Consider the following 25,288-nt stretch of genomic DNA (forward strand, 5'->3'; position numbering starts at 1 on the left):
CATGACGGTATCACGCTAAAGCTGTATCCTTGCGCCTGATCAGGCTGCGGTTCAAATCGCGGCCTTTGCTGTTCGCTTGATACCGCTTATGCCAAATACTCCCGTTCACCAGCATCGTTTTCTTTCGTCGCCGGCCAATCTGGCCCTCGAACGTGTGCTGCGGGTGTTCGCGTACTACCTGATCCCTGTCGGGATCGGCCTGTTCTCCCTGGTCGCGCTGTTGTTCTGGCACAACCAATATCAGGTGAGCGAGCCAGTGGTGCTGCCCATGCGCGTCTTCGCGCAGGATGAGGGGGCGGCGCCGTCGCCGGCCCAGGCATTGGCGCAGCTCGCTTCGCGTCCGGCCGTCGCCGCCTACGACACCAACCTCAGCAGCCGCCCCGTCTGGTTCAGCTTCGCGCCGATGTCCGCATCGGCCCAGCAGGACGTCATCGAATTCCCGTCGCGCCATGGCTTGTCGCTACGCTGCTGGGACGCGACAAACTTGCGTCCGCTGGGCGAGGCCAGCCGTAGTCATGCCGGCGGCGCGATCGGCGCCGTCAAGGCCGGTTTTGCGCTGCGCCCGGGCGCGTTGCCGACGCAGATGCTGTGCAGCGGCACCTTCGGCGGCCCGGCGCGCGTGAGCGCCGTGCAGTGGCGGTCGGAACAGTTTGCCTTGTCGGTGGAGCAATACCATCGCAAGTCCGGCCTGCTCGACGGCGGCATGATCGTGCTGGCGCTGTTCGTTCTCCTCACCGCGCTCATCAATCGCCAGCCGCTGTATGTCCTGTTTTCGGGCTGGCTGATCCTGAACCTGCGTGTCGGTGCGCTGTCGGCCGGATGGGACATCCAGTGGCTGGGACAGACGGTTCCCGCCGACCTGCTGCTGCTTTCCCGCTCGCTGACGCTGACCCTGTATGGCATCGCCACCCTGATTCTTTATCAGAACCTGCTGCGCACCAGCCTCGAGGGTTCGCGCTACGCCGCGCCGATGCGCGCCATGCAATGGCTGAGCCTGCCACTGCTCGCGGCCGCGGTGCTGCTGCCGTATCACGTCTACCTGCCGATCGTGTGGGTGACCTGCACCGTCTGCCTGTCGATCATGGCGGCCGGCCTGTTCAGGGTCATCGCCGAATCGCGCAACCGCGTCGCCACCTGGTTCGCCGCGTCGTTCGCCCTGACTGTCCTCGCCACGCTGGTCGAGATCGTCTCTGCGGCACTCGGCATGCGCGAAGTGGTGGGCTTCATCAACAGCGTCACGGCCGCGCTCGCATCGAGCCTGCTGGCAGCGCTGGCGGTCGCGGAACAGATGCGCGCGGAGACCGAAAAGCGCGAGGAAGCCCAGCGCAAGCTCGAGCATGCCTACGAGGCGATGCCGGTCGGCCTGTTCACGCTCGATATGCATGGCCAGTTCCAGAGCGCCAACCCGTCGCTGCAAAAGATGCTGGGAGCAAGCAGCTTCGAGCCGGGGCGCACGGCCTGGCGCGACTTCTTCAGCGAAAACGTCTGGAAGGAACTGTACGAGCAGGTGCATGGCCGCAGCGACGCCGAACTCGAAATCGCCAACCGCGACGCTACCCGGCGCTTCCTGGTCAGCGCGACGCTGGCGCGCGGGCGCATCGAAGGCGTGCTGCAGGACATCACCGAAAAGAGCAAGGCCACCGAGCAGCTGCGCTTCATGGCCGACAACGATCCGCTGACCAAGGTCTACAACCGGCGCGGCATCGAAAAGATGTTCGAAATGGCGGCGGTGTCGCTGGCGGCCGGCACGCCGATGGCGCTGGCCTATATCGACCTCGACCGCTTCAAGCTGATCAACGACCTGTTCGGCCATGCCGCCGGCGACGAGGTGCTCAAGCAGGTGTGCGAGCGTATCGGCATGACGCTTACCAGTGGCCAGCAGCTGGGGCGTGTCGGCGGCGACGAGTTCGTCATCGTCATGCCGGATACCTCGGTGTCGCTGGCCTCGCTGATCTGCCGCGGCATCGTCGAGCGCATCGGCAACGTGCCGTACCGGGTCGGCGACAAGGCTTTCCACGTACGCGGCTCGATCGGCCTGATCGAAGTCTCGACGGGCATGCCGATGCGCGACGTCATCTCGACCGCCGACCGTGCCTGCCGCGAAGCCAAGGAGTCGAGCGACGGCCTGGTGATTTACGAGCGCAACGCGTCGGCCTTCTACGAGCGCGAAGCCGAGCTGAACCTGGTGGCCAAGCTGCAAGGGCCCAGCGCCACCGAGGGGCTGTTCATCGAGATGCAGCCGATCATGTCGCTGAAAACCCCGCACGAATCGCTGAACTTCGAAGTGCTGCTGCGCATGCGTGGACCAGACGGGCGCATCATGCCGGCCGGCCCGCTGATCGGGGCGGCCGAGAAAAGCGGGCGGGCAGGGGTGATCGACCGCTGGGTCCTGAGCACGTCGCTCGGCTGGATCGCGGAAAACATTTCGCGCCTGCCGAATACGCGTTTCGTGTGCATGAACCTGTCGGGCGCTTCGCTCAACGACGAGCGCTTCGTCGCCGACACGCTCGAGATCCTGGCGCGCCACGTGCATGTGGCCAGCCGCCTGTGCATGGAGATCACCGAAAGCGTGGCCCTGCACGACCTCGACAACACGCGCCGCTTCATCGACCAGGTCCGCAATTTCGGCGTGAAAGTAGCGCTCGACGATTTCGGTGCCGGTTATACCTCGTTCTCCTACCTGAAGGAATTGCCGGCCGACGTGCTGAAGATCGACGGCAACTTCATCGTCAACATCAATGCGCACCCGGCCAACGTGGCCATCGTCGAGGCCATCGTCAGCCTGGCGGTGAACCTGGGCATGAAGACGATCGCCGAGTGGGCCGAAGATGCCGCGACCGTGCAGACGCTGGCCGAGATCGGCGTCGACTATGTGCAGGGCTGGGCGGTCTCGCGCTCGCTGCCGCCGGAGCGCATGCTCACGGCCAGCTCGTCGGCCAGCTTCATCCAGGACCCGGAGCTGCTCGAACTGCTGCCCAACCTGGGCAATGGCACCGCGCTGGACTTGCGCGGGATGGTGCGCATGCACTGAGAGCGCCGGCGCCCCTGCGATGTCATGGGCGTGCGCCTCGGTCCGGCCTGGTCGCAAGGGACGTCGCGGGAATGTCCGTTACTGGATCGTCGCCAATTGCGGCCGCGGCTGGCGAACGGCATCGCTCAGCATCAGCTGGGCACGCGCGGCCTTGAGCGTGGCGACATCGCGCGCCAGCGGGCGGTCGCGGTTGGGCATGCGCGGGCGCCAGTTCTGCTGGCGCAGGATGGCGGGCGGCGCTTCGTAGCGCTGCACGGCGACGGCTTGCGGCTGCGCAGGCTGTGCGGATGGCTCGCTCGACGGGGCGGCCGGCTCGCTCGACAGAACAGCCGGCGAGGCAACGACGACCAGGCGCGTGGCGCGCGAACCGCTGTCGCAGGGCTGGTCGGTCAGCGTCACGTGGCCGGCGCTATCGACGCATTTCAGGATTTCAGAACCCGCCAGGGCGGCGGGTGTTGCGGCAAGGGCCGCCAGGATCAGGCTCACTTGAGAGGCTAGGCGCTTCATGGTCACCTCCATCAATACGATGGAGCCATTGTCCCGGCCGAGGCCGCCTCACTCTGTTCGGTGCCACACGGACCACAAATATTATCAAAAAAACCACGGATGGGTTAGCTCTTCAGCCCCGCCGCTGTGCGACCAGCTGCACCTCTACCAGGTAGCCGTAGTGCAGGCCCGGCACCGGCACCACGGCCCGCGCCGGCTTGTGCGCGCCGAACACCTCCGCATAGATGCCGTTGAACAGCGGCCAGCCATCGACGCCGACGATATAGGCCGTGCACTGCACCACGTCCTGGAAGCCGCAGCCGGCTGCACGCAGCACCTTGTCGGCCTGGTCGAACACGGAGGCGCACTGCGCCTCGAAGCTGGCCGTCGGGTCGACGCTGTCGCGTGCCGGCAGGATCCCCGAAAGGAATACCAGCGAACCCGCCGCCACCGCCTGCGAGTAATGCCCGGCGGGCGCCGGCAGTTCGCACGACTGGATCGACTCCATCACGCCACCAGCGCGGCAAAGCGCGACAGGTCGACGTTGCCGCCGCTGATCAGGATGCCGACCCGCTTGCCGGCCACCGGCCAGGCCCCGTGCAGCGCCGCGGCGGCGCCCAGGCAGCCGGTCGGCTCGACCATCATCTTCATGCGCTCGGCGAAGAACTTCATCGTGTCCACCAGCTGCGCGTCGCTGACGGTGACGATGTCGTCCACCCGGCGCCGGATGACCTTGAAATTGTGCTCGCCCACATGGGTGACCATGGCGCCGTCGGCGATCGTCTTCGGCACGCCGATGTGGACAATCTCTCCCTTGCGCAGCGACTGGCGGCCGTCGTCGCCCGCTTCCGGCTCGACGCCGATCACCTTGCAATCGGGCGCCAGGCCGGACGCCGCCAGCGCGCTGCCGGCCAGCAGGCCGCCGCCGCCGAGCGGCACCAGCAGCACGTCCAGGGGCCCCACGTCCTGGAACAGTTCCATCGCCGCCGTACCCTGGCCGCAGATGACGTCCGGGTGGTCGTACGGAGGAATCAGGGTCATGCCGCGTTCCTCGGCGAGCCGGCTAGCGATTTCCTCGCGGTTCTCGGTATAGCGGTCGTAGAAAAGCACTTCGCCGCCGTATTCCTTCGTCGCCTGGACTTTCAGGGCAGGGGCGTCCTGCGGCATGATGATGGTGGCGCGGATGCCAGCCAGGCGCGCAGACAGGGCGATGGCCTGCGCATGGTTCCCGGACGAAAAGGTCAGCACGCCGGCGGCGCGCTGGGCATCGGTAAAGCGGGCGATCGCGTTGAAGGCGCCGCGGAACTTGAAGGCGCCCATGCGCTGGTAGTTCTCGCACTTGAAGAACAGCTCGGCACCCGTGCGCGCATTCGCGGTGCTGGAGGTGAGGGTCGGGGTGCGGTGGGCGGCGCCGAGCAAACGCGCGGCGGCTTGTTCGACATCACTGTACTGCAGGGTGGCGGTATCGTTCATGGACGTGAAAAGAAAAAGAAAAACTCAGGACGCTAGCGGCAGCGCCAGTTGGACCAGCAGGCCGCCGCCGTCGCGGTTGCGCACATTCAGTTCGGCATTGTGGCGGCTGACCACGCGCTCGACGATCGCCAGGCCGAGGCCCGCGCCATTGGCCTGGCCGCGCGCGGTGTCCAGGCGGGTGAAGGGTTTCAGCAGCTGGTTGATCTGGTCTTCCGGCACGCCCGGTCCGTGGTCGGCGATCAGGACGACCGCGCGCCGGCCCTGGGGCGTGCTGCGCACGTTGCAGGTGAATTCAATCTCGACGATGTCCGTTCCGGGCGTGCGCGCATAGCGGCGCGCATTCTCGACAAGGTTGCTGATCACGCGCCGCAGGTCGATTTCGTTGCCCATGACGAGGATCCCGTCTTCGATGCTGGTCGCCACCCGCACGTTCGGCAGGCGCATTGCGTGCATCGCGGAGTCGGCGAGCAGGCCCGAGAGGTCGACCGGCACGAAGGTCGCGGCCTCGGTCGGCTTTGCGTAATCGAGGAACTGCCCGATGATCGCATCCATCTGCGCAATGTCGGACTGCATGCCTTCGCGCGCGTCGGTGGAGAGGTTCGCCATCTCGAGTTCGAGCTGCATGCGCGCCAGCGGCGTGCGCAGGTCGTGCGAGATGCCGGCCAGGATCACGGCGCGGTCCTTTTCCACCTGCGCCAGGTCGTCGACCATCTGGTTGAAACTGCGGTTCGCCTCGATGATCTCCTGCGAGCCTTTTTCCGGCAGCGGCGCCGGGCGCTCGCCCTTGGCGATCACGCGCGCCGCCGCCGTCAGGCGCGCCAGCGGCACGTTGATCAGGCTCGAGATAAAGGCCGCGCCCAGCAGCGACAGCACGCCGACCACGCTGGCCCAGCCGAGCCACTGCACGCGCGTCAGGCCGGCAATGCGTTCGCGCTCGAGCATCAGCCAGTACTGGTCTTCGTCGATGTTAAAACTGATGTAGAAGCCGGCCACGCCGTTCACGCGGCTGGAAAAGCGGGTCTGCGGACCGAGCTTGTCGCGCACGGCGGCGGCGATTTCCGGCATCAGGGGGTTGGCCGGCGGCGGGTCGACCACGTCGGAGTCTTCCAGCGCGAAGATGCGGATGCCTTCGTTCGACACCAGTTCGAGCAGCAGCTCGCGGCGCAGGTCGGGCGCAGAGTGGGTGAGGGCGGCCTTGGTGATCGTCACCACCGACACTACCAGTTCGGCTGTCTGCTGTACCTGGCGATCGCGCTGGAACACGTTGAGCATGCCGATCCAGGAACCGATGGAGAGCGTGGTGAGGAGCGAGAGCAGGAAAAAGGTGCGCCAGAACAGCCCGCTGCGCATCCAGCTCATGCGCCCCGGGCCCGGCGGTGAAATTGACGCGAGCACTAGCGCGGCTGTCCTTCAGGGATGAACACATAGCCCAGGCCCCAGACCGTCTGGATGTAGAGCGGGCTCGATGGATCCGGTTCGATCAGTTTGCGCAGGCGCGAGATCTGCACGTCGAGCGAACGATCGAAAACTTCGTATTCGCGGCCACGCGCCAGTTCCATCAGCTTTTCGCGCGACAGTGGCTGGCGCGCATGGCGCGCAAACACCTTCAGCACCGAGAATTCGCCGGTGGTGAGGGGCACCGTTTCGCCGTTTTTCTTCAGCGTGCGCGTGCCCAGGTCGAGCACGAACTGGCCGAACTCGAAGGTCTGCGGGGTTTCTGACGGCGCGCCCGGGATTTCGTCCGGGCCCTTGCGGCGCAGGACGGCGCCGATGCGCGCCACCAGTTCGCGCGGGTTGAAGGGTTTCGGCAGGTAGTCGTCGGCGCCCATCTCGAGGCCGACGATGCGGTCGACGTCCTCGCCCTTCGCGGTGAGCATGATGATCGGGGTCTGGTCGCCGGCGCCGCGCAGGCGGCGGCAGATCGACAGGCCGTCTTCGCCCGGCAGCATCAGGTCGAGCACCAGCAGGTCGTAGCGCTCGCGCAGCCACAGCTTGTTCATCGCCGGCGCGCTCTCGGCCGTGACGACCTGGAAGCCCTGCTCGGTGAGGTAGCGCCGCAGCAGGTCGCGCAGGCGCACGTCGTCGTCGACGACCATGATCTTGGCGCTGTGGCCGGCGTTGGCTGTTGTGTTATTGCCCGAATTCGTGCTGGAAGATGTATTCATGTGCTGTGTGTTGTTAGAATCATGTCGCTATGGTAACTTCTCTGCGCGCTGAACATTCCGAATACCGACAAGGCATTACATCGTGTTACAAACTTTACCCAATTAGGCTTATACCCCGGCACCGTTCCACATACACTGGGGACCAATGAAGTACAGCTTATCTGTTTATCCGGTATCACGGAAGAGGAACACCATGACAAACGCGCACATCAAAACCTCTGCAGCATCCGGGGCCAAAGGCCGCCTGCTTGCCCGCCTGGCGCGCCGTGGTGTCGCGGTATGCCTGCTCGCTTGCGCCGGCATCGGCGCCGCCCAGGCACAATACCATGGCCGCCGCGACGACGCCCAGCTCCAGCCTCCGCCGTCGGCGCGGGGCGAGCGCCTGGCGCTGCCGCCGCAGGAGCAGCCGCGCGAGCGTGGCTTCGACCAGCAGCGCGACCAGCAGCAGCGCGAAGAGCGCCGCCAGGCCGTGCAGGAGATGCAGCACGAAGGTGCGCGCGACGGCGGCCGCCGCGGCGGGCGCCTGACCCCCGACGAGCGGCGCGAGCTGCGCCGCCAGGTCAACGAGGCCCAGATGGATATCTACCCGGGCCGCGGGCGCCGCTGACCGGCGCCGCAGCACCCAAGGAAGCCGGGCTCGTCCCGGCTTTTTCTTTGCCGGTGCCCTCGAGTCATTGACCTTAACAATTATTTATTTATCGCTGACAACATGTTACGCTTGGGTGCTGCACGCCGTGACCTTTCGTCAAAGGCCGGCACACCCACTGGAGCGCGAACGTGTCCGATACCGCCGCTGTTGCCACCTCTTCCACCGCCGCCGCGCCCGGCGCCCGCTTCGATGCCGCCGGCCCGGAGCATTGCCTGGCGCAGCGCGCGGACGGCGTCTTTGCCGACCCGGCCGTGCTGGGCACGACCGTGCTGGCGGCGTTCGAGAGCCTCCTGCGCTCCGGCAGCTACCTGGCCGGCCTCGACTATCCGGTCCTGATCAAGGCCATCTACGGCAGCGGCCCCGCGTTCCCGGCCGGACCGGATGGCCAGCCCCTGGTGCGCCTGGCGCGCGCCATCGTGCCCTTCGACGAAGCGCGCCGCGCCCTGTACCGCTCGGTGCGGATCGGCGACGGCGAGGCCGAATACTGCTTCGAGCCGGTCTACCTCGCTGATGAAAAAGGCGAGGCCGCGCTCCCCACGCGCCTCGACGCCGACGAATTCGTGGCCGACATGTGGGGCAAGGGCATCCGCTTCGGGATCGACATGGCCGCCGTGCGCGCCGGCGTCGCCAACCCGGGCCTCGGGCGCATGGTGGTGGCGCGCCGCCTCGAGCCAGTGCCGGGCGTCGATGCCGCCGTGGTCGAGGTGTCGGACGACATCCACCGCAGCGACGCGCCGCGCCAGCTCGCCAACGGCAAGTTCGACCTGATGAGTTTCCAGAACCGCTTCCCGCAGGTGCAGGTCGGTACGCGCCTGCTGCAAAAGCTGCCGCCGCGCGCCGGCGAGGCCGGATTCGAGCTGTCGGGCATCCGCATCGACCCGGCCGCGCCGCACGAGCTCGATTTCGCCCCGTATGCCGGCGCCGGCACCAGCATCGAACGCACGGGCGGCGGCGAATACCTGGTCGCCGCGCGCACGGGTTATCTCGACGTGGACAAGGGCGGATGCATCGCGGTCGGCGACAAGATCGTCAGCCGCGACGGCGTCAGCGCCAAGACCACCGGCAACCTGCAGCTCAGCGGCGACTACGAGGAGTTCGGCGAGGTCCAGGAAATGCGCGTCATTGAAGGCAACGGGATCACCGTGCACGCCGACGTTCATGGGGAGATCGTCTCGCGCGGCGGCATGGTACGCCTGCGCGCCAACCTGATCGGCGGCAGCGCCCACAACCGGCGCGGCGACATCCAGGTCGACGGCGTGACCTCGAACGCGGTCGTCCAGGGCCACGATGGCGCGGTGATCCTCGGCCGGGCCGAGAATTGCGTCGTTTCCGGCACCCAGGTGCGGATCGAGCATGCCGTCAATTGCGACATTGCCGGCATCGATGTGTCGATCGGCCAGGCCGAGGGCTGCGCCGTGGCCGGCCGCCGTGTCGACATCGGCACCACCACGGCCTGGCACGACCGCGACATGCTGGTGTATGTCCTGTGCGCCGATTGCAGCCGGATCGACGAGGTGCTGGGGCAGGTGGGCGAGCGCCTGGCCGCGATCGAGGCGGCCATCGCCCACCACAAGGGCGAGCTGGCGCAGCTGTGCGCCAAGGCGGAGGTGCGCAGCTACCTCGAGCTCGCGCGGCGCGTGCGCAGCGGCGAAGCGGCATTGAGCGCGGCCCAGGCGCAGCAGTTCCGCCAGATGGGGCAGGCGGTCGGGCCCGAGCTGCAGCGCATCGGCGAGGTGTCGGCCGCCCGGAAAAGCGGCGAGGCCGAGCTGGCCGAAGGACAGGCACTGCTGGCGCGCTACCGGGCGCAGCGCGCCGCGCGCGCCGGGGCCAGCACGGTGACGCTGCGCCAGCTGGCGGGCGACACGCAGGTGCGCCAGCTCGCCTTCGATCCCGACGCGCCGCTCCTGCACCAGCTGTCGCCGCGCGAGCTGAAGGCGCGCCTGCGCGCCAACGAAGGCACGCCGCTCTACGGCGGCGCCTATGGCAGTTATGGCTGGGAAAGCGGCACGATTGTGGAAACTACGTAATGTTCTAGGGAAATATTGACTGCTCGCAACGAGAGCAGGTGCTCCCTGACCTAGCATGGTGACTGTTACCGAAAGGAGCATCATGCACAAGGACACAACCGCATTGCGCCCGGCAGCCAAGGAATTCCTGAGCTTCCAACTGGGTGGTCTCGAATACGGACTCGATTTCGGCAAGGTGCAGGAGTTGCGCGTACTGAAATCGCTCGAACGCTTCGCCTCGGACGGCGAAATCGTCGAAGGCGTGGCCGTCTCGCGCGGCGTGATCATGCCGATCGTCGACATGCGCGCCGCCTTTTGCGGCCATCCGGTGGCGACCACGCCGATGACGGACGTGATCATCCTGAAATTGTCGACCTGCGTGATGGGGATGGTCGTCGACGGCATCACCGACGTCGTGACCCTGGGCCCCGACCAGATTTCGCCGATCCCCGGGGCCGACGGCGGCGCCATCGACTACCTGCTGGGGCTGGGCGTGTCCCAGGGGCGCCGGCTGATCCTGGTGGATATCGACCGGCTGATGTCAATTGATCGCGGCACCGGAACGCGCCAGGTGGCGTGATCCGAACCGTAGGGTGGTCGGCTCCACCCGTCACTTCGCATGCACGCGGCTCCTGCGCCGCCCACGCGTTCAAATCACGCCTGAACCGACGCGAGGTTTCTGGGAATCGTTGAACGCGTGGGCGGCGCACAAGCCGCGAACCATCAAACGCCCGGGTGGAGCCGACCACCCTACGCGGCGAGACCTTCCAGCTGCTCCTGCAACTCCAGCCACTCGTTCTCCAGCGTGCCCAGGTCGCGCACGCAGAAAGCCTGGTCCGCGACCAGGGTCTTCAACTCGTCCTTCCTGCCGGCGTCATAGACGCCGGAGTCGAGCAGGCGGGCGTCGATGTCGGCCTTCTTCGTGTTCAGCTTGGCCATCTGCTCTTCCACCCGCTTGAGGCGGTTTTCGAGCGGCTTCCTGAGCGCGGCGACGCGCTGGCGTTCGCCCGCGTCGAGCTTCTTCTGTTCCTTGCGATCGCCCGTTGAGACCGGGGCGGCAGCCACCGGCACCGGCGCAGGTGCAGTGGCCTTTGCCGCAGCAGCGGCAGCCGCCGCCCCCGGCAAGGCCTCGGTGCCCTTGCCGAGCTTGGTCTTGAACAGCCAGTCCTTGTAGTCGTCGAGGTCGCCATCGAACGGCTGCAGGCGGCCGTCGGCCACGATGATGAACTGGTCGGTCGTGGCGCGCAGCAGGTGGCGGTCGTGGGAGACGACGACCAGCGTGCCCTCGAACTGCGCCAGTGCGAGCGTCAATGCCTCGCGCGTCTCCAGATCCAGGTGGTTCGTCGGTTCGTCCAGCAGCAGCAAATTCGGGCGCTGCCAGACGATCAGGGCCAGCGCCAGGCGCGCCTTTTCACCGCCCGAGAATGGCTTGATCGGGCTGGTGACCATCGTGCCGGGGAAGTTGAAGCTGCCGAGGAAGTTGCGCAGTTCCTGCTCGCGCACGGTCGGCGCGATCTTCGCCAGGTGCCACAGCGGCGACTCGTCGTGGCGCAGCATCTCGACCTGGTGCTGGGCAAAGTAGCCGATCGACAGGCCCTTGCCGAGCGTGGCGTCCCCGGTGAGCGGCGCCAGTTCGCCGGCGATGGTTTTGATCAGCGTCGATTTACCGGCGCCGTTGACTCCCAATAAGCCAATCCGCTGGCCGATCTGCAGCGAGAAGTTGATGCGGCTGACGATGGTCTTCGCGCCGACCTTGTCGCCATGATGGTCGAGGATCGGGTAGCCGGCGTCGACGTCTTCCATCACCAGCAGCGGGTTCGGTGCGGCCAGCGGATCGCGGAATTCGAACGAGAATTCGGCGGCCGCGCGCAGCGGCGCCAGTTCTTCCATCTTGGCGAGCGCCTTCATGCGGCTCTGGGCCTGGCGCGCCTTGGTGGCCTGGGCCTTGAAGCGGTTGATGAAGGATTCGAGGTGGGCGCGGGTGCGCGCCTGCTTTTCCTGGGCGCTGGCGGCCAGCACCAGGGCGGCGGCGCGCTGGCGCTCGAAGGACGAATAATTGCCCGAATAGCGCTTCAGTTTGCGCTCGTCGATGTGCACCACCACGTTGACGATCTCATCGAGGAAATCGCGGTCGTGGGAGATGATGACCAGGGTACCCGGATAGCGTTTGAGCCAGTCTTCCAGCCAGATGATCGCATCCAAGTCCAGGTGGTTGGTCGGTTCATCCAGCAGCAGCAGGTCGGAAGGGCACATCAGCGCCTGCGCCAGGTTCAGGCGCATGCGCCAGCCGCCCGAGAAGCTCGACACTGGCTGCTGCATCTGGTCCAGCGAGAAGCCCAGGCCCAGCAGCAGCTGTTCGCCGCGCGACTGCACCGTATAGGCGTCGGCATCCATCAACGCGCCATGGACATTGCCCATCGCGACGCCGTTCTCGTCGGTGTGCTCGGCCGCTTCCAGCGCGTCGAGTTCGGCCTGCAGGCGGCGCAGGGTCACGTCGCCGTCGATGGCGTAGTCGAGGGCGGCGCGGTCAAGCGCCGGGGTCTCCTGGGCGACATAGGCCATGCGCCATTTCGAAGGGAAGTCGATCTCGCCCCCGTCGGCGTGCAGTTCGTTGCGCAGCATGGCGAACAGGCTCGATTTGCCGGCGCCGTTCGCGCCGATGAGGCCGATCTTGTCGCCGGGGTTCAGGGTCAGGTCGGCGCCTTCGAGCAGCGGCTTGGTGCCGCGCATCAGGCTGACGTTCAGGAAACGGATCATGCGGTGGTTTCTACAATCTTGGTGTGCTGTTGTTAAGCGTTCTGGAGCTGCTCGGCGGTGAGCAGGAATACTGCCTCGTCGCCGGCGCTGGTAGTGAGCCAGGTCAGGCCCAGGTGGCCGAAGGCGGCTTCGGCGTATTCGGCTTCATTACCGATCTCGACGACCAGGATGCCTTCGGGGGTGAGGCGTTCGGCGGCGCCGGCGACGATCTGGCGCACCAGGTCCATGCCGTCCGCGCCGCCATGCAGGGCGATCTGCGGCTCGCGCAGGTATTCCGGCGGCAGCTTGGCCATCGAGTCCGCGTTGACGTACGGCGGGTTGGTGACGATCAGGTCGTACTTCTTGAAGGGCACGTTCTCGTACAGGTCGGAGGCGATCGGGTTGACGCGGCCCTCGAGCTTGTAGTCGCGGATGTTACGCTCGGCCACGGCCAGCGCGTCCTGCGAGATGTCGACCGCATCGACCACCGCATTCTGGAATACGTCGGCCAGCATGATCGCCAGGCAGCCGGAGCCGGTGCACAATTCGAGCACGTTTTCGACGGCGAACGGATCCTGCACCCAGGGGCTGAAGTAATTCGGGATCAGCTCGGCGATGAAGGAGCGCGGCACCAGCACGCGCTCGTCGACATAGAAGGCATAGGTGCCGAGCCAGGCTTCGTTGGTGATGTAGGCGGCCGGCACGCGTTCGGTCGTGCGGCGCTCGATCACGGCCAGCACCTGCAGCACTTCTTCCGGCAGCAGCTTGGCGTCGAGGAAGGGCTCGAGGCGGTCGAGCGGCAGCTTCAGGGTGTGCAGGACCAGGTAGGCCGCTTCGTCGAAGGCCTCGGCGCTGCCGTGGCCGAAGAACAGCCTAGCGGCGTTGAAGCGGGTGACGGCATAGCGCAGCAGGTCGCGCGGGGTGCTGAAAGTGGTCGTGGTCATGGCTTATCCTCGCTTGATTAGTCTTATTTCTGTTCTAGCCGCGGGCCAGCAGGTTTTCCAGCGTCCGGCGGTAGATATTCTTGAGCGGGTCGATGAAGCGCAGCTCGACGTGCTCGTCGATCTTGTGGATGCTGGCGTTTGGTGGGCCGAATTCTATCACCTGGGGGCAGATGCGGGCGATGAAGCGACCATCCGAGGTCCCGCCCGTGGTCGACAATTCGGTCGCCACGCCCGTTTCGTCGACAATCGCGCTGCACACGGCTTCCGACAGCGTGCCCTTCGGCGTCAGGAAGGGCAGGCCAGACAGCGTCCATTGCAGATCGTAGTCGAGGCCGTGGCGGTCGAGGACGGCGTGCACGCGCGCTTCCAGGCCCTCGGCGGTGCTGGCGGTCGAGAAGCGGAAGTTGAATTCGAGCGTCAGCTGGCCGGGAATGACGTTGTTGGCGCCGGTGCCGGCATGGATGTTCGAGACCTGCCAGCTCGTCGGCGCGTAGTACTCGTTGCCCTCGTCCCAGACTTCGGCGGACAGCTCGGCCAGTGCCGGCGCGGCCTGGTGGATCGGGTTGCGTGCCAGGTGCGGGTAGGCGATATGGCCCTGCATGCCCTTGATGACGAGGTGGCCCGAGAGCGAACCGCGCCGCCCGTTCTTGATCATGTCGCCCAGGATGTGGGCCGAGGTGGGCTCGCCGACCAGGCAGTAATCGAGTGTCTCGCCGCGTTCTTCCAGCATGTCGCAGACGATTGCGGTGCCGTCGGTGGCCGGGCCTTCCTCGTCGCTCGTGATCAGGAAGGCAATCGAGCCCTTGTGATCAGGGTGGACGGCCACGAATTCCTCGCAGGCGACGACCATCGCCGCGATCGAGGTCTTCATGTCGGCCGCGCCGCGGCCATAGAGCTTGCCGTCACGCACGGTCGGCGCGAAGGGCTCGGAAGTCCACTGGTGCACGGGGCCGGTCGGCACGACGTCGGTGTGGCCGGCAAAGACGAACAGCGGCGCCTCGCTGCCCCTGCGCGCCCACAAATTGGTGACGCCGTTCGATTCGATGCGCTCGCAGCGGAAACCCAGCGGCGCCAGCAGCTCGACAAGGCGCTGCTGGCAGCCCTTGTCGTTGGGCGTGATCGAATCAAGGGCGATCAGTTCGGCGGACAGGTCCTGGGTGCGCGAGTGCTTGACGATCATGCAGCCCCCGTCAGGCGACCATAGGCATCCGGGCTGAAACCCGCCGCCAGCGCGCCGTCGCCTTCGAACACCGGGCGCTTGATGACCGAGGTGTGTTCCAGCATCAGTTCCAGCGCACTGGCCTTGTCGACAACCGCCGCCTTGCGCTCGTCCGGTAAATTGCGCCAGGTCGTGCCCTTGCGGTTGACCAGGGCCTCCCAGTCGAGCTGCTCGAGCCAGCGGGCGGCCGTCTCGCGGTCCAGGCCCTGTTTTTTGAAATCGTGGAAGGTGAACTCGATGCCGTTCTCTGCCAGCCAAGTGCGGGCTTTCTTGACGGTGTCGCAGTTGGGAATACCGTAGAGGGTCTTGGTCATGGGCGTAAATGATGCGAGGCAACTCGTGGTTGCCAGGGTGCGGTCGTTCGGGAAGAGGCGAGAATAGCACAGCCATCCCGCCTTAGCGGGATCGTGAACGGGGTGCGGGACGGGTGGCGGAGCGCCTTAGGTACTCAGGTATTGAGCGTAAACTCGGTAAATGTCGTGGTCGGCTCGTCCGACTTATTCTGCTGGTCTTCCACCCCTTGCCCAGCCCCGTTGTTGAGCAGCCAGAGCAGGTTCGTCGCCGAGTCGGCATTCGCCAGCGCCTCTTCCTGCGTTACCAGTCCCACTTGCACCATCTGCAGCAGGGCCGCCTCGAAGGACTGCGAGCCCGGCGACAGGCTCTTGTCCATCGCTTCCTTGATCTGGCTGAGTTCGCCTTTTTCGATGAGGTCGGCGATGTAGCGGGTATTCAGCATGATTTCAACCGCCGGCTGGCGCGTGCCGCCGGCCGCGGCCTTCACGAGGCGCTGGGAGACGATGGCGCGGGTCGCCGAGGCCAGGTCCTGCAGCAGGGCAGGGCGGTTCTCAACCGGGTAGAAGCCGATGATGCGGTTCAGTGCGTTGTAGCTGTTGTTCGCGTGCAGGGTCGCGACCACGAGGTGGCCGGACTGGGCGTAGGCCAGCGCGGCACCCATCGTCGCCTGGTCGCGGATTTCACCAATCAGGATCACGTCGGGCGCCTGGCGCAGGCTGTTGCGCAGGGCAAGCTGGAAGTCGAGTGCGTCACTGCCGATTTCGCGCTGGTTGACGATCGATTTCTTGTTCTTGAACAGGTATTCGATCGGGTCTTCCAGCGTCAGGATATGGCCGGTGCGGTGCTCGTTGCGGTAGTCGAGCATCGAGGCAATGGTGGTCGACTTGCCCGAGCCGGTGGCGCCCACGACCAGCAGCAGCCCGCGCTTTTCCATGATGAGTTCGGCGAGCACGGGCGGCAGGCCGAGTTCGCCCAGCGGCGGGATGGTCGCCGGCACGAAGCGGAACACGGCCGAGATGCTGCCGCGCTGGCGGAAGGCCGACAGGCGGAAACGGCCGAGGTTGGGCACCGAGATGCCCATGTTCAGCTCGTTTTCGCGTTCCAGTTCTTCCAGCTGCTCGGGCGTGGTGATTTCGGCCAGCAGCGAGGCGATGTTGTCCGGGTCGAGCTTGTGCTGGTTGATCGGGATGAGGTTCCCGTTGATCTTGATGTGGACGGGAGAATTGACAGCGAAGAACATGTCCGACGCGTTTTTTTCTTTCATGAGCTGGAACAGGCGGTCCATGGCCATTGGCTGTGTCTCCCGGGTGGTGCTTTTGATGGTGCGGCGGTGCGGGCGGTAGGGTGGACGGCTCGTAGTTCAGGCCCCCGGCCTGAACTACTCCACGCGTTCAACCAGCCGTCGAGCAGCCGATGTGCGCGACTTAAATCCCGCGCAGCAGCTCGTTGATCCCCGTCTTCGCCCGCGTCTTGGCATCGACCTGCTTGACGATCACGGCGCAGTACAGGCTGTACTTGCCGTCCGGCGAAGGCAGGTTGCCCGACACGACGACCGAACCGGCCGGCACGCGGCCGTAGCTTACTTCGCCGGTTTCGCGGTTGTAGATCTTGGTCGACTGACCGATGTACACGCCCATCGAGATCACCGAGTTCTCTTCGACGATCACGCCTTCGACGATTTCCGAGCGCGCGCCGATGAAGCAGTTGTCTTCGATGATGGTCGGATTGGCCTGCATCGGTTCGAGCACGCCGCCGATGCCGACGCCGCCCGACAGGTGCACGTTCTTGCCGATCTGGGCGCAGGAACCGACCGTGGCCCAGGTGTCGACCATCGCGCCTTCATCGACATAGGCGCCGATGTTGACGTAGGACGGCATCAGGACCACGTTCTTGCCGATGAAGGAGCCGCGGCGGGCGACTGCCGGCGGCACCACGCGAAATCCCCCCTTGGTGAAATCTTCGGCGGTGTAGTCGGCGAACTTGGTCGGGACCTTGTCGAAATATTGGACATCGCCGCCGTTGACGATGACGTTGTTCTCGAGGCGGAACGACAGCAGCACGGCCTTCTTGATCCACTGGTTCACCAGCCACTCGGCGCCGCTCTTCTGCGCCACGCGCAGGGTGCCGGCATCGAGGCCCGCAATGACGTGGGCAACGGCGTCGCGCACTTCCGCGCTGGCGTTCGATGGGCTGATCTCGGCGCGCTGTTCCCAGGCGGTGTCGATGATGTTCTGGAGTTGTTGGGTCATGATGATGATCTCGTTTTCAGGATTCGTTGCGCAGGGACTGGCAGAACTGCACGATGCGATTGGCCGCTTCCAGCCCTTCGTCGACGCCGGCCACCAGCGCCATGCGGATGTGGTTGCGGCCCGGATTGGTCCCGTGCGCGTCGCGCGCGAGGTAGGAACCGGGCAAAACCGTCACATTATATTCGGCGTACAGCCGGCGTGCGAAGTCGGTATCCGACAGACCGGTGCGGCGCACGTCGGCCCACAGATAAAAGCCGGCGTCGGGCAGCTCGACGTCCATCACCTCGCGCAGCAGCGGCGTGATGAGGGTGAACTTTTCGCGGTACAGGGTGCGGTTGTCGTGCACGTGGGTCTCGTCGCCCCAGGCCGCGATCGAGGCCGCCTGCACGGTCGGCGACATGGCGCCGCCCGAGTAGGTGCGGTAGAGCAGGAATTTCTTCAGCACCTGCGGGTCGCCGGCGACGAAACCCGAGCGCATGCCCGGCACGTTCGAGCGCTTCGACAGGCTCGAGAACACGATCAGGTTGGCGTACGGGCGGCTGCCGCCACTGCGGCCGAGCTGGTGCGCCGCTTCGAGGGCGCCCAGCGGCGGCATCGATGCGGAGTAGATTTCGGAATAGCATTCGTCGGCCGCGATCACGAAGTCGTGGCGGTCGGCAAGGGCGAACAGCTCGCGCCAGTCGTCCAGCCCCAGCACGGCGCCGGTCGGGTTGCCGGGCGAGCAGACATAAAGCAGCTGCACGCGCTCCCATACGTCGTGCGGCACCGTGGCGTAGTCGCAGGCGAAGTTGCGCGCCGGGTCGGAGTTGACGAAATACGGGGTGGCGCCGGCGAGGTAGGCCGCGCCTTCGTAGATCTGGTAGAACGGGTTCGGGCACAGCACTAGCGCATCCGGACGGCTGGCGTCCACGACCGAGTGGGCGATGGCGAACAGGGCTTCGCGCGAGCCATTCACCGGCAGCACCATCGTGGCCGGGTCGAGCGCGGGCACGCCGTAGCGGCGCTCGAGCCAGCCGGCGATCGCCGCGCGCAGCGGTTCGCCGCCGACCGTGCTCGGATAGTTCGACAGGCCGCCCACGGCGTGCATCAGGGCTTTCTCGATGAACGGGGGCGTCGGATGTTTCGGTTCCCCGATGCCGAGGCTGATCGGGGCAAGGTCGGCGTTCGGCGTCACGCCGGCGAACAGTTCGCGCAGCTTTTCGAACGGGTAGGGGTGCAGTTTGTCGAGGTGTGGATTCACGTCGGTACCAGGAAGGGCAGTGCGAAAAGATCCATTATAGCGCCGATAACACCGGTTGCCGCCGGTGCCGGGGCGCGCACCAATGGATACGGTCCTAGGACTGCAGCGCGGCCTGGATGAGTTCGAGCGTGGCGCCCGTCTGCACGGCGCGCATGCCGTTGCGGCCGGCCTCCTTGACGGCGTACATGGCGCGGTCGGCGGAGACGAAGAATTCCTTGATGTCGTCGAGCTGGGTCGGCACGATGGTCGAGATGCCGAGGCTGGCGGTGACCCAGGGCGAGGTGGTCGAGCGCGGGTTCAGGATGTTCAGCGATTCGATGTGGGCGCGGATCGCCTCGCCGATCGTACAGGCAGCGTCATGCCCGGTTTCGCCGAACAGCAGCACGAATTCCTCGCCGCCGTAGCGCGCGGCCAGGTCGGTGGCGCGCAGCGCGTGCGACTGCAGCGCCATCGCCACCTGCTGCAGGCAGGCGTCGCCGGCGGCGTGGCCGAGGCTGTCGTTGTAACCCTTGAAGTGGTCGACGTCGAGCACGATCAGGGACAGCGGCTGGCTCGAGCGGATCGCGCGCTGCCATTCCTTTTCGAGGAAGCTGTCGAAATGGCGCCGGTTGGCGATCTTGGTCAGCGGGTCGAGCAGGGCCGCGCGCTGCAGGGCGTTTTCCGACTGCTTGTGGTGGGTAATGTCATGCAGTAGCGCGATGAAGGTCGGCTGTTCGGTCCCCATGGGCGTGAGCGTGAGGTCCATCGCGCGCAGGATGCCGTCGCGCTGGCGGATCAGCACTTCGCGCGCGCCGCGCCAGACCGGCGCCCCCGGGCCGGCCTCGGCCTGGCTGAAGAATTCCAGGTATTCCTGCGCCAGCGGGGGCGCCAGCAGGTCGCGGATCGAACGGCCGGCCAGTTCGCCCTGCGCGTAGCCGAGGTAGCGGTTGCAGGCCGGGTTGGCGTACTGGATGCGCCCGCTCGCTTCGATCATCATCAGCCCTTCGTCCATGCTGTTGACGATCAGGCGCAGGCGCTCGTTCTGCTGCTGTTGCGACAGCGCGGTGCGGCGGAACTGCAGCTGGACGCGCACCCGTGCGCACACTTCGGCCAGGCGCAGGGGCTTGGCGATGTAGTCGGCCGCGCCGATGTCGAAGCCGGCGACGATGTCGTCGGTCCCGGTGCGCGCACTCATGAAGATGACGGGGATGTTGCTCGTCACCGGGTCCGCCTTCAGGCGGCGGCATACTTCCATGCCGTCCATGCCGGGCAGGACGATGTCGAGCAGGATCAGGTCGGGCAGGGCGCGCCGGGCGATTTCAAGCGCGCGCTCGCCCGTGTTGGCAACAAACGTCTGGTAGCCCTGCTCCAGCATCATCGAGCGCAGCGCACCCAGGTGCGCCGGCGCGTCGTCGACGATCAGGACGGCGGCCTGTCGCGTGGCAGCTGGTGCTGGGACTAGAGTAGGCATCGCGTTGGCGTCGCAGGACGGGTTGATCTCGTACAAAATCATAACCCGATGTGGCCGCGAGAGGTAACTTTTGTTGCCAGAAAGCTAGTCTTTGCTGTTGCAGCGCCACAACCATAAGACGAGCAAAGCGGGGTGACTGCTGGTATTTCTTTGTGGCAACAATCGCATTCATTTACACTGCATAAAAAGGGGAAAGGAGCCACCCGGTCACGCGCCTTGCGCCCGTGACCGTGCGGCAGCCCGGCTTTTATAAGTGCGGGGTGATCAGCTTGCCCAGGATGGCGATGCCTTCGCGGATGCGCTCGGGCGGCACCGTCACGAAGGACAGGCGCAGCGTGTTCGTTTCCGGATCGTTGGCGTAGAACGGCGCGCCCGGCACGAAGGCGACACGCGCGGCAATTGCCTGGTCGAGCAGTTTCATGGCGTCGATCGACTTCGGCAGCGTCACCCAGATGAACATGCCGCCCTCGGGCTTGGTCCAGGACACCGAAGCGGGGAAGTGCTCGGCCATCGCGTCGAGCATGGCCTGGCACTGGCTGCCGTAGAGCGTGCGGATGGTCGGGATGTGCTCGTCCAGGAAACCGTTCTTCACCACTTCGTGCACGACCATCTGCGTGAGCTGGGCGGTGTGCAGGTCGGCCGCCTGCTTGGCCAGTTCCAGGCGGCGCACCAGCGGCAGCGGGGCGCATACGTAGCCAAGGCGGATGCCGGGGGTGAGCACTTTCGAGAACGACCCCATGTAGATGACGCCGTCCGGGTTCATCGCCACCATCTTCGGCATCGGTTCGCCCCGGTACGACAGCGCGCCGTAGGGATCGTCCTCGATCAGCGGCAGGCCGAGATTGGCGCAGGTGTCGACCAGCTCGCGGCGGCGCGCGATCGACAGCGAACGGCCGGTCGGGTTCTGGAAGTTCGGCAGCGAGTACAGAAGGCGGGCGCCGTCGGCCACGCGCGCGATCGAGGATGGCACCAGGCCGTCGTCGTCGGTGGCGACCGAGGCGAATTCGGGACGGTACACCGAGAAGGCCTGCAGCGCGCCCAGGTAGCTCGGGGTTTCGACCAGCACACGGCTGCCTTCGTCGATCAGGACCTTGCCGATCAGGTCGAGGGCCTGCTGCGAGCCCGACACCATCAGGATCTGCTCGGGCAGGATCTTCGTGCCTTCAGTGGACAGGGAGTGCGCGATCCATTCGCGCAGCGGGGCGTAGCCGTCGGTCGGGCCGTACTGCAGCGCGACTTTTCCTGTTTCCGACAGCACCTTGTCGTAAGCGGCCTTCATGCGCTCGACCGGGAAGGTCGCGGGCGAGGGCAGGCCGCCGGCAAACGAAATGATCTCGGGACGCTGGGTGATCTTCAGGATTTCGCGGATGAACGAGCTTTGCAGCCCTTGTGCGCGTTCGGAAAACTGCCACTGCATGGGACGGGATTGTTCGATGGTCATGCTGATCTCACTGGAAAGAACCGCCGGCCGAACCTGGCGATGAAGGTAAGCCGACAGTCCGGAGGCCTGGTAGGCCGCCGGCCTGTCGGCCGCGAGAGGGCCGGGCGGGTAGCCCGGCCCCGTGATGCATTTTCCTGACTGCTGCTTAAGCGGCTTCGGCCACCTCAACGATCATGTCGATCTCGACGCAGGCGCCGCGCGGGCACTGCGCCACGCCGAAGGCCGAACGGGCGTGCTTGCCGGCATCGCCGAAGACTTCGCCGAACAGTTCCGAGGCGCCGTTGGTGACCAGGTGCTGCTCGATGTAGTCAGGCGTCGAGTTCACAAGGCTCATCAGCTTGACGATGCGCTTGACGCGGCTCAGGTCGCCGCCGCAGGCGTCCTGCAGGGTGCCCATCAGGTCGATCGCGATCGCGCGCGCCGCCGCCTGGCCTTCCGCAGTGGTCTTGTCCTTGCCCAGCTGGCCGACATTGACCGAGCCGTCCGCATTCTTGGCGATGTGGCCCGAGATGAAGACCAGGTTGCCGGTCTGGACATACATGACGTAGGCGGCCACCGGGGCGGCGGCAGGTTGCAGGGTGATGTTCAGTTCTTTGAGTTTGTCGTAGACGGACATGGAATTTCCAATGCGGTAGATGAAGCCGGTATTGTACGACTTGCCAGCCGGGATGGACACACTGGCGCGGCAAGCGGTTCCATCGACAAGCGCCGTCATTTTGCCTGCCCCTTGCCTCCAGGTCATCGAAGCGGGGTGCCGCGGGCCTGCAAGCTGTTATCAGTTTGGCATTGCCCAGTGGTATCATTCGGGATCGCCGCGACGCGGCATCGACGGGTCGCACAGATGAGCATGGTATTCGCGCTGAAGTTATTCCTGGTTCCCATCCTGATCTGGCTCGTCACCCTGGCCGGCAGGCGCTGGGGTCCCGGCGTGGCCGGCTGGCTGTCCGCCTTTCCAATCGTGGCCGGTCCGATCCTGTTTGCCCTCACGCTCGAGCAGGGGCCGGAATTCGCCGCACATGCAGCCGAGGGCACGCTGCTGGCGGTCGTGGCGCTTCTCGTGTTCAGCGTTGCTTACGCGTGGGCTGCGATGCGCTTTGGCGTGGCAGGGTCGATGGCGCTGGCGCTGCTCGCCTATGGGATGGCAGTGGCCGCCCTGCAAGCCTTGTCGCTGCCACTGGCGGGCGCGTTCGTGCTCGTCTGGTGCGCGCTGCTGGCGGCTACCCGGCTGTTCCCGGGCGTTGCGCCTTCGGTTGCGGCAAGTTCCCCGCGCCGCAGCGACCTGCCGTGGCGCATGCTGGCCGGCGCCGTGCTCGTTTTTGCCGTCACTACCGGCGCGGCGCAGCTGGGTGCGCGCCTCTCCGGCTTCTTCGCCATGTTCCCGGTCATGAGCACCGTGCTGGTCGGCTTTGCCCATGCCAGCCTGGGGCGCGGTAATGCGGTCGCCCTGTTGCGCGGCATGGTGACCGGGTATTTCGGGTTTTCCGTGTTCTGCGCCGTGCTGGCGCTGCAACTGCGCGAAGGGGCGCTGGCGCCGGCCTTCGGATTGGCGCTGGGCTGCGCGCTGGCCGTGCACCTGGCCGCGCGCCGCGTACTGGGTTCAAGCGCGCCGGCGCCTGCCGCCCCGGCGAAGGCATGAGGGTCCGGCCGACCCTGCGGACCCATACGATTGCTGTTCCGTGCCGTGTTGAAGGTTTTGCAAGATTTCTTGTATAACAGACCTCTTGAAACCCGTGGCACTATCCCCAATATTGCTGCAGTCCGTTCAACTTTCATTCAAACCGCGTATTTCAAACCGCTCTACCACGAGGAATAAGATGGCTGCTGCCGAAAAAGAGACCCTTGGCTTTCAAGCTGAAGTAAAACAGCTGTTGCAACTGATGATTCACTCCTTGTATTCGAACAAGGAAATCTTCCTGCGCGAGTTGATTTCGAACGCATCCGACGCGGCCGACAAGCTGCGCTTCGAGGCGATCAATAACGACGCCCTGTATGGCAACGACCATGAGCTCAAGATCCGCGTGAGCTTCGACAAGGACGCGCGCACGATCACGATTTCCGACAACGGCATCGGCATGAGCCGCGACGAAGTCATTTCGCACCTGGGCACCATCGCCAAGTCGGGCACCAAGGAATTCTTCAGCAAGCTCTCGGGCGACCAGCAGCATGACGCGGCCCTGATCGGGCAGTTCGGCGTGGGCTTCTACTCGGGCTTCATCGTCGCCGAGAAAATCATCGTCAACACCCGCCGCGCCGGCGCCTTCGTTTCCGACGGCGTGCGCTGGGAGTCGGCCGGCGAGGGCGACTACAGCATCGAAACGATCGAAAAGCCGAGCCGCGGCACTGACGTCATCCTGCACCTGCGTGCCGGCGAAGAAGAGCTGCTCTCGAGCTGGAAGCTGAAGTCGATCATCCGCAAGTACTCCGACCACATCTCGCTGCCGATCGTCATGCAGAAGGAAGAGTGGGACGAAGAGAAGAAGCAGACCGTCGTCAAGGATGAGGTCGAAACCGTCAACCAGGCCAGCGCCCTGTGGGCCCGCAACCGGTCGGAGGTCACGAAAGAGCAGTACGACGAGTTCTACAAGCACGTCTCGCACGACTTCCAGGAGCCGCTCGCCTACACCCACAACCGGGTGGAAGGCCGCAGCGAGTACACCCAGCTGCTGTACGTGCCGAGCCACGCCCCGTTCGACCTGTGGGACCGCAACAAGCGCGGCGGGATCAAGCTGTATGTGAAGCGCGTCTTCATCATGGACGACGCCGAGCAGCTGATGCCGACCTACCTGCGCTTCGTGAAGGGCGTGATCGATTCGAACGACCTGCCGCTGAACGTCTCGCGCGAGATCCTGCAGGAGTCGCGCGACGTGCGCGTGATCCGCGAAGGCTCGACCAAGCGCGTGCTCGGCATGCTCGAGGAAATGGCGAACGCCGAGGAGCAGGAAGGCAAGGACAAGTACGCGACCTTCTGGAAGGAATTCGGCCAGGTGCTGAAAGAGGGCATCGGCGAGGACGCGACCAACAAGGACCGCATCGCCAAGCTGCTGCGCTTCGCGTCGACCGCGAACGACACCGACGAGCAGACCACGTCCTTCGAGGACTACGTCAAGCGCATGAAGGAAGGCCAGGACAAGATTTACTACGTCGCAGCCGACAGCTTCAACGCCGCGAAGAACAGCCCGCACCTCGAAATTTTCCGTAAAAAAGGCGTCGAAGTGCTGCTCATGACCGACCGGGTCGACGAGTGGATGCTGTCCTTCCTGACCGAATTCGAGGGCAAGGAACTGGCATCGGTGGCGAAGGGCGGCCTGGACCTCGGCAAGCTGGAAGACGAAGCCGAGAAGAAGGAACACGAAGAGACCGAGACCCAGTACAAGGAGCTGGTCGAGCAGATGAAGGGTGCGCTGGCGGAGAAGGCCAAGGACGTGCGCGTGACCTTCCGCCTGACCGACTCGCCGGCCTGCCTGGTGGCGGACGAGCACGAGCTGTCGGCGAACCTGGTGCGCATGCTCAAGGCCGCAGGCCAGAATGCGCCCGAGTCGAAGCCGATCCTCGAGATCAACCCGAACCACCCGCTGGTGACGCGCCTGAAGTACGAAGACGCGAGCGGCGCCCGCTTCGCCGACTGGTCGCACATCCTGTTCGACCAGGCGATGCTGGCCGAAGGCGGCAGCCTTGCGGATCCGGCGGCGTTCGTGAAGCGCCTGAACGAGATGCTGCTGGCGACCGCCAAATAAGCATTGGATGGACATGACAACCGGGCCTGCGGGCCCGGTTTTTTTTCGTCCTGGATTTCGGAAATTTCGTTGGCGGGAATGGAGGCTAGTTGCTTCCATTGCGTGCTCGAGCCGTCCGGCGTGTCTGCTACACTGATTTGTTCATTCAACCATTGTGCACCCGATTGATCC

The 25,288-nt window shown here is 65.5% G+C and carries 21 protein-coding genes; 6 read left to right on the forward strand and 15 right to left on the reverse strand.

The window, feature by feature from the left end; translation table 11 throughout:
• Nucleotides 1-88: 88 nt before the first annotated feature.
• Nucleotides 89-3,031 (forward strand): putative bifunctional diguanylate cyclase/phosphodiesterase, encoded by a 2,943-nt coding sequence (locus ACFPN5_RS20270; protein ID WP_379785606.1) that lies wholly within the window; start codon nt 89-91, stop codon nt 3,029-3,031.
• A 78-nt stretch (nt 3,032-3,109) separates the two neighbouring features.
• Here ACFPN5_RS20270 and ACFPN5_RS20275 read toward each other — a convergent pair whose 3' ends face one another.
• From ACFPN5_RS20275 to ompR, 5 genes are all read right to left on the reverse strand, one after another.
• Nucleotides 3,110-3,538, reverse strand: coding sequence for a DUF4124 domain-containing protein (locus ACFPN5_RS20275; protein ID WP_379785607.1), 429 nt, complete (start codon nt 3,536-3,538; stop codon nt 3,110-3,112).
• Between the two features lie 112 nt (nt 3,539-3,650).
• Entirely contained in the window at nt 3,651-4,025 is a 375-nt protein-coding gene (locus ACFPN5_RS20280) for a RidA family protein (protein ID WP_379785608.1), read from the reverse strand.
• The gene (locus ACFPN5_RS20285; RefSeq protein WP_379785609.1) at nt 4,025-4,990 is read right to left on the reverse strand and encodes a threo-3-hydroxy-L-aspartate ammonia-lyase; all 966 of its coding nucleotides are present in this window, start codon (nt 4,988-4,990) and stop codon (nt 4,025-4,027) included. Before ACFPN5_RS20285 ends, ACFPN5_RS20280 begins: the two co-directional genes overlap by 1 nt.
• A 24-nt stretch (nt 4,991-5,014) precedes the next feature.
• On the reverse strand, nt 5,015-6,349 hold the full coding sequence (locus ACFPN5_RS20290) for an ATP-binding protein (RefSeq protein ID WP_379785610.1): 1,335 nt from the start codon (nt 6,347-6,349) through the stop codon (nt 5,015-5,017).
• 35 nt (nt 6,350-6,384) lie between these two features.
• Nucleotides 6,385-7,086, reverse strand: a complete 702-nt coding sequence (gene ompR / locus ACFPN5_RS20295; RefSeq protein WP_229425647.1) for an osmolarity response regulator transcription factor OmpR — start codon at nt 7,084-7,086, stop codon at nt 6,385-6,387.
• A 262-nt stretch (nt 7,087-7,348) separates the two neighbouring features.
• Between ompR and ACFPN5_RS20300 the strand changes: the two genes are divergently transcribed.
• The 3 genes from ACFPN5_RS20300 (at nt 7,349) to ACFPN5_RS20310 (ending at nt 10,390) form a co-directional block, all read left to right on the forward strand.
• A complete protein-coding gene (locus tag ACFPN5_RS20300) occupies nt 7,349-7,762 on the forward strand; it encodes a hypothetical protein (RefSeq protein ID WP_379785611.1) in 414 nt (137 codons plus the stop codon).
• Nucleotides 7,763-7,932: 170 nt separating this feature from the next.
• Nucleotides 7,933-9,831: a flagellar assembly protein A gene (locus ACFPN5_RS20305; protein ID WP_379785613.1), complete on the forward strand. Its 1,899-nt coding sequence runs from the start codon at nt 7,933-7,935 to the stop codon at nt 9,829-9,831.
• 82 nt (nt 9,832-9,913) lie between these two features.
• The gene (locus ACFPN5_RS20310; RefSeq protein WP_379785614.1) at nt 9,914-10,390 is read left to right on the forward strand and encodes a chemotaxis protein CheW; all 477 of its coding nucleotides are present in this window, start codon (nt 9,914-9,916) and stop codon (nt 10,388-10,390) included.
• 170 nt (nt 10,391-10,560) lie between these two features.
• On the opposite strand, the gene ACFPN5_RS20315 is transcribed toward ACFPN5_RS20310, so the two are convergent.
• From ACFPN5_RS20315 to ACFPN5_RS20360, 10 genes are all read right to left on the reverse strand, one after another.
• Complete coding sequence (locus ACFPN5_RS20315; RefSeq protein ID WP_379785615.1) at nt 10,561-12,567, reverse strand: ATP-binding cassette domain-containing protein; 2,007 nt, start codon at nt 12,565-12,567, stop codon at nt 10,561-10,563.
• A gap of 32 nt (nt 12,568-12,599) precedes the next feature.
• Nucleotides 12,600-13,490 (reverse strand): 50S ribosomal protein L3 N(5)-glutamine methyltransferase, encoded by an 891-nt coding sequence (prmB, locus tag ACFPN5_RS20320; protein WP_379785616.1) that lies wholly within the window; start codon nt 13,488-13,490, stop codon nt 12,600-12,602.
• A gap of 34 nt (nt 13,491-13,524) precedes the next feature.
• Complete coding sequence (dapE, locus tag ACFPN5_RS20325) at nt 13,525-14,670, reverse strand: succinyl-diaminopimelate desuccinylase (protein ID WP_379785617.1); 1,146 nt, start codon at nt 14,668-14,670, stop codon at nt 13,525-13,527.
• Entirely contained in the window at nt 14,667-15,023 is a 357-nt protein-coding gene (locus ACFPN5_RS20330; RefSeq protein ID WP_379785618.1) for an ArsC family reductase, read from the reverse strand. Before ACFPN5_RS20330 ends, dapE begins: the two co-directional genes overlap by 4 nt.
• 134 nt (nt 15,024-15,157) lie before the next feature.
• A complete protein-coding gene (locus tag ACFPN5_RS20335) occupies nt 15,158-16,294 on the reverse strand; it encodes a PilT/PilU family type 4a pilus ATPase (protein WP_379785619.1) in 1,137 nt (378 codons plus the stop codon).
• A 133-nt stretch (nt 16,295-16,427) separates the two neighbouring features.
• On the reverse strand, nt 16,428-17,252 hold the full coding sequence (gene dapD / locus ACFPN5_RS20340; RefSeq protein WP_379785620.1) for a 2,3,4,5-tetrahydropyridine-2,6-dicarboxylate N-succinyltransferase: 825 nt from the start codon (nt 17,250-17,252) through the stop codon (nt 16,428-16,430).
• 16 nt (nt 17,253-17,268) lie between these two features.
• Nucleotides 17,269-18,492 carry a succinyldiaminopimelate transaminase gene (gene dapC, locus ACFPN5_RS20345; protein ID WP_379785621.1) on the reverse strand — a complete coding sequence of 408 codons (1,224 nt, stop codon included), beginning with the start codon at nt 18,490-18,492 and terminating at the stop codon, nt 17,269-17,271.
• A 94-nt stretch (nt 18,493-18,586) separates the two neighbouring features.
• Nucleotides 18,587-19,942, reverse strand: a complete 1,356-nt coding sequence (locus ACFPN5_RS20350; protein WP_379785622.1) for a diguanylate cyclase — start codon at nt 19,940-19,942, stop codon at nt 18,587-18,589.
• A 247-nt stretch (nt 19,943-20,189) separates the two neighbouring features.
• Nucleotides 20,190-21,383, reverse strand: coding sequence for an aminotransferase-like domain-containing protein (locus ACFPN5_RS20355; RefSeq protein WP_379785623.1), 1,194 nt, complete (start codon nt 21,381-21,383; stop codon nt 20,190-20,192).
• Between the two features lie 145 nt (nt 21,384-21,528).
• Nucleotides 21,529-21,999, reverse strand: a complete 471-nt coding sequence (locus tag ACFPN5_RS20360) for a RidA family protein (RefSeq protein WP_379785624.1) — start codon at nt 21,997-21,999, stop codon at nt 21,529-21,531.
• A gap of 225 nt (nt 22,000-22,224) precedes the next feature.
• On the opposite strand from ACFPN5_RS20360, the gene ACFPN5_RS20365 reads away from it, so the two are divergent.
• Entirely contained in the window at nt 22,225-23,019 is a 795-nt protein-coding gene (locus ACFPN5_RS20365; RefSeq protein ID WP_379785625.1) for a hypothetical protein, read from the forward strand.
• Nucleotides 23,020-23,197: 178 nt separating this feature from the next.
• Nucleotides 23,198-25,117, forward strand: a complete 1,920-nt coding sequence (htpG, locus tag ACFPN5_RS20370) for a molecular chaperone HtpG (RefSeq protein ID WP_379785626.1) — start codon at nt 23,198-23,200, stop codon at nt 25,115-25,117.
• Nucleotides 25,118-25,288: the final 171 nt, after the last annotated feature.

This window comes from Massilia niabensis, assembly GCF_042655085.1.
GTDB classification, from domain to species: Bacteria; Pseudomonadota; Gammaproteobacteria; order Burkholderiales; family Burkholderiaceae_D; genus Telluria; species Telluria niabensis.

Bases quoted from the DNA above. Each gene is read 5' to 3' on its own strand.
- ACFPN5_RS20270 (WP_379785606.1), top strand. From the start codon at position 89: ATGCCAAATACTCCCGTTCACCAGCATCGTTTTCTTTCGTCGCCGGCC.
- ACFPN5_RS20275 (WP_379785607.1), bottom strand. From the start codon at position 3,538: ATGAAGCGCCTAGCCTCTCAAGTGAGCCTGATCCTGGCGGCCCTTGCC.
- ACFPN5_RS20280 (WP_379785608.1), bottom strand. From the start codon at position 4,025: ATGGAGTCGATCCAGTCGTGCGAACTGCCGGCGCCCGCCGGGCATTAC.
- ACFPN5_RS20285 (WP_379785609.1), bottom strand. From the start codon at position 4,990: ATGAACGATACCGCCACCCTGCAGTACAGTGATGTCGAACAAGCCGCC.
- ACFPN5_RS20290 (WP_379785610.1), bottom strand. From the start codon at position 6,349: ATGAGCTGGATGCGCAGCGGGCTGTTCTGGCGCACCTTTTTCCTGCTC.
- ompR (WP_229425647.1), bottom strand. From the start codon at position 7,086: ATGGTCGTCGACGACGACGTGCGCCTGCGCGACCTGCTGCGGCGCTAC.
- ACFPN5_RS20300 (WP_379785611.1), top strand. From the start codon at position 7,349: ATGACAAACGCGCACATCAAAACCTCTGCAGCATCCGGGGCCAAAGGC.
- ACFPN5_RS20310 (WP_379785614.1), top strand. From the start codon at position 9,914: ATGCACAAGGACACAACCGCATTGCGCCCGGCAGCCAAGGAATTCCTG.
- ACFPN5_RS20315 (WP_379785615.1), bottom strand. From the start codon at position 12,567: ATGATCCGTTTCCTGAACGTCAGCCTGATGCGCGGCACCAAGCCGCTG.
- prmB (WP_379785616.1), bottom strand. From the start codon at position 13,490: ATGACCACGACCACTTTCAGCACCCCGCGCGACCTGCTGCGCTATGCC.
- dapE (WP_379785617.1), bottom strand. From the start codon at position 14,670: ATGATCGTCAAGCACTCGCGCACCCAGGACCTGTCCGCCGAACTGATC.
- ACFPN5_RS20330 (WP_379785618.1), bottom strand. From the start codon at position 15,023: ATGACCAAGACCCTCTACGGTATTCCCAACTGCGACACCGTCAAGAAA.
- ACFPN5_RS20335 (WP_379785619.1), bottom strand. From the start codon at position 16,294: ATGGCCATGGACCGCCTGTTCCAGCTCATGAAAGAAAAAAACGCGTCG.
- dapD (WP_379785620.1), bottom strand. From the start codon at position 17,252: ATGACCCAACAACTCCAGAACATCATCGACACCGCCTGGGAACAGCGC.
- ACFPN5_RS20350 (WP_379785622.1), bottom strand. From the start codon at position 19,942: ATGCCTACTCTAGTCCCAGCACCAGCTGCCACGCGACAGGCCGCCGTC.
- ACFPN5_RS20355 (WP_379785623.1), bottom strand. From the start codon at position 21,383: ATGACCATCGAACAATCCCGTCCCATGCAGTGGCAGTTTTCCGAACGC.
- ACFPN5_RS20360 (WP_379785624.1), bottom strand. From the start codon at position 21,999: ATGTCCGTCTACGACAAACTCAAAGAACTGAACATCACCCTGCAACCT.
- ACFPN5_RS20365 (WP_379785625.1), top strand. From the start codon at position 22,225: ATGAGCATGGTATTCGCGCTGAAGTTATTCCTGGTTCCCATCCTGATC.
- htpG (WP_379785626.1), top strand. From the start codon at position 23,198: ATGGCTGCTGCCGAAAAAGAGACCCTTGGCTTTCAAGCTGAAGTAAAA.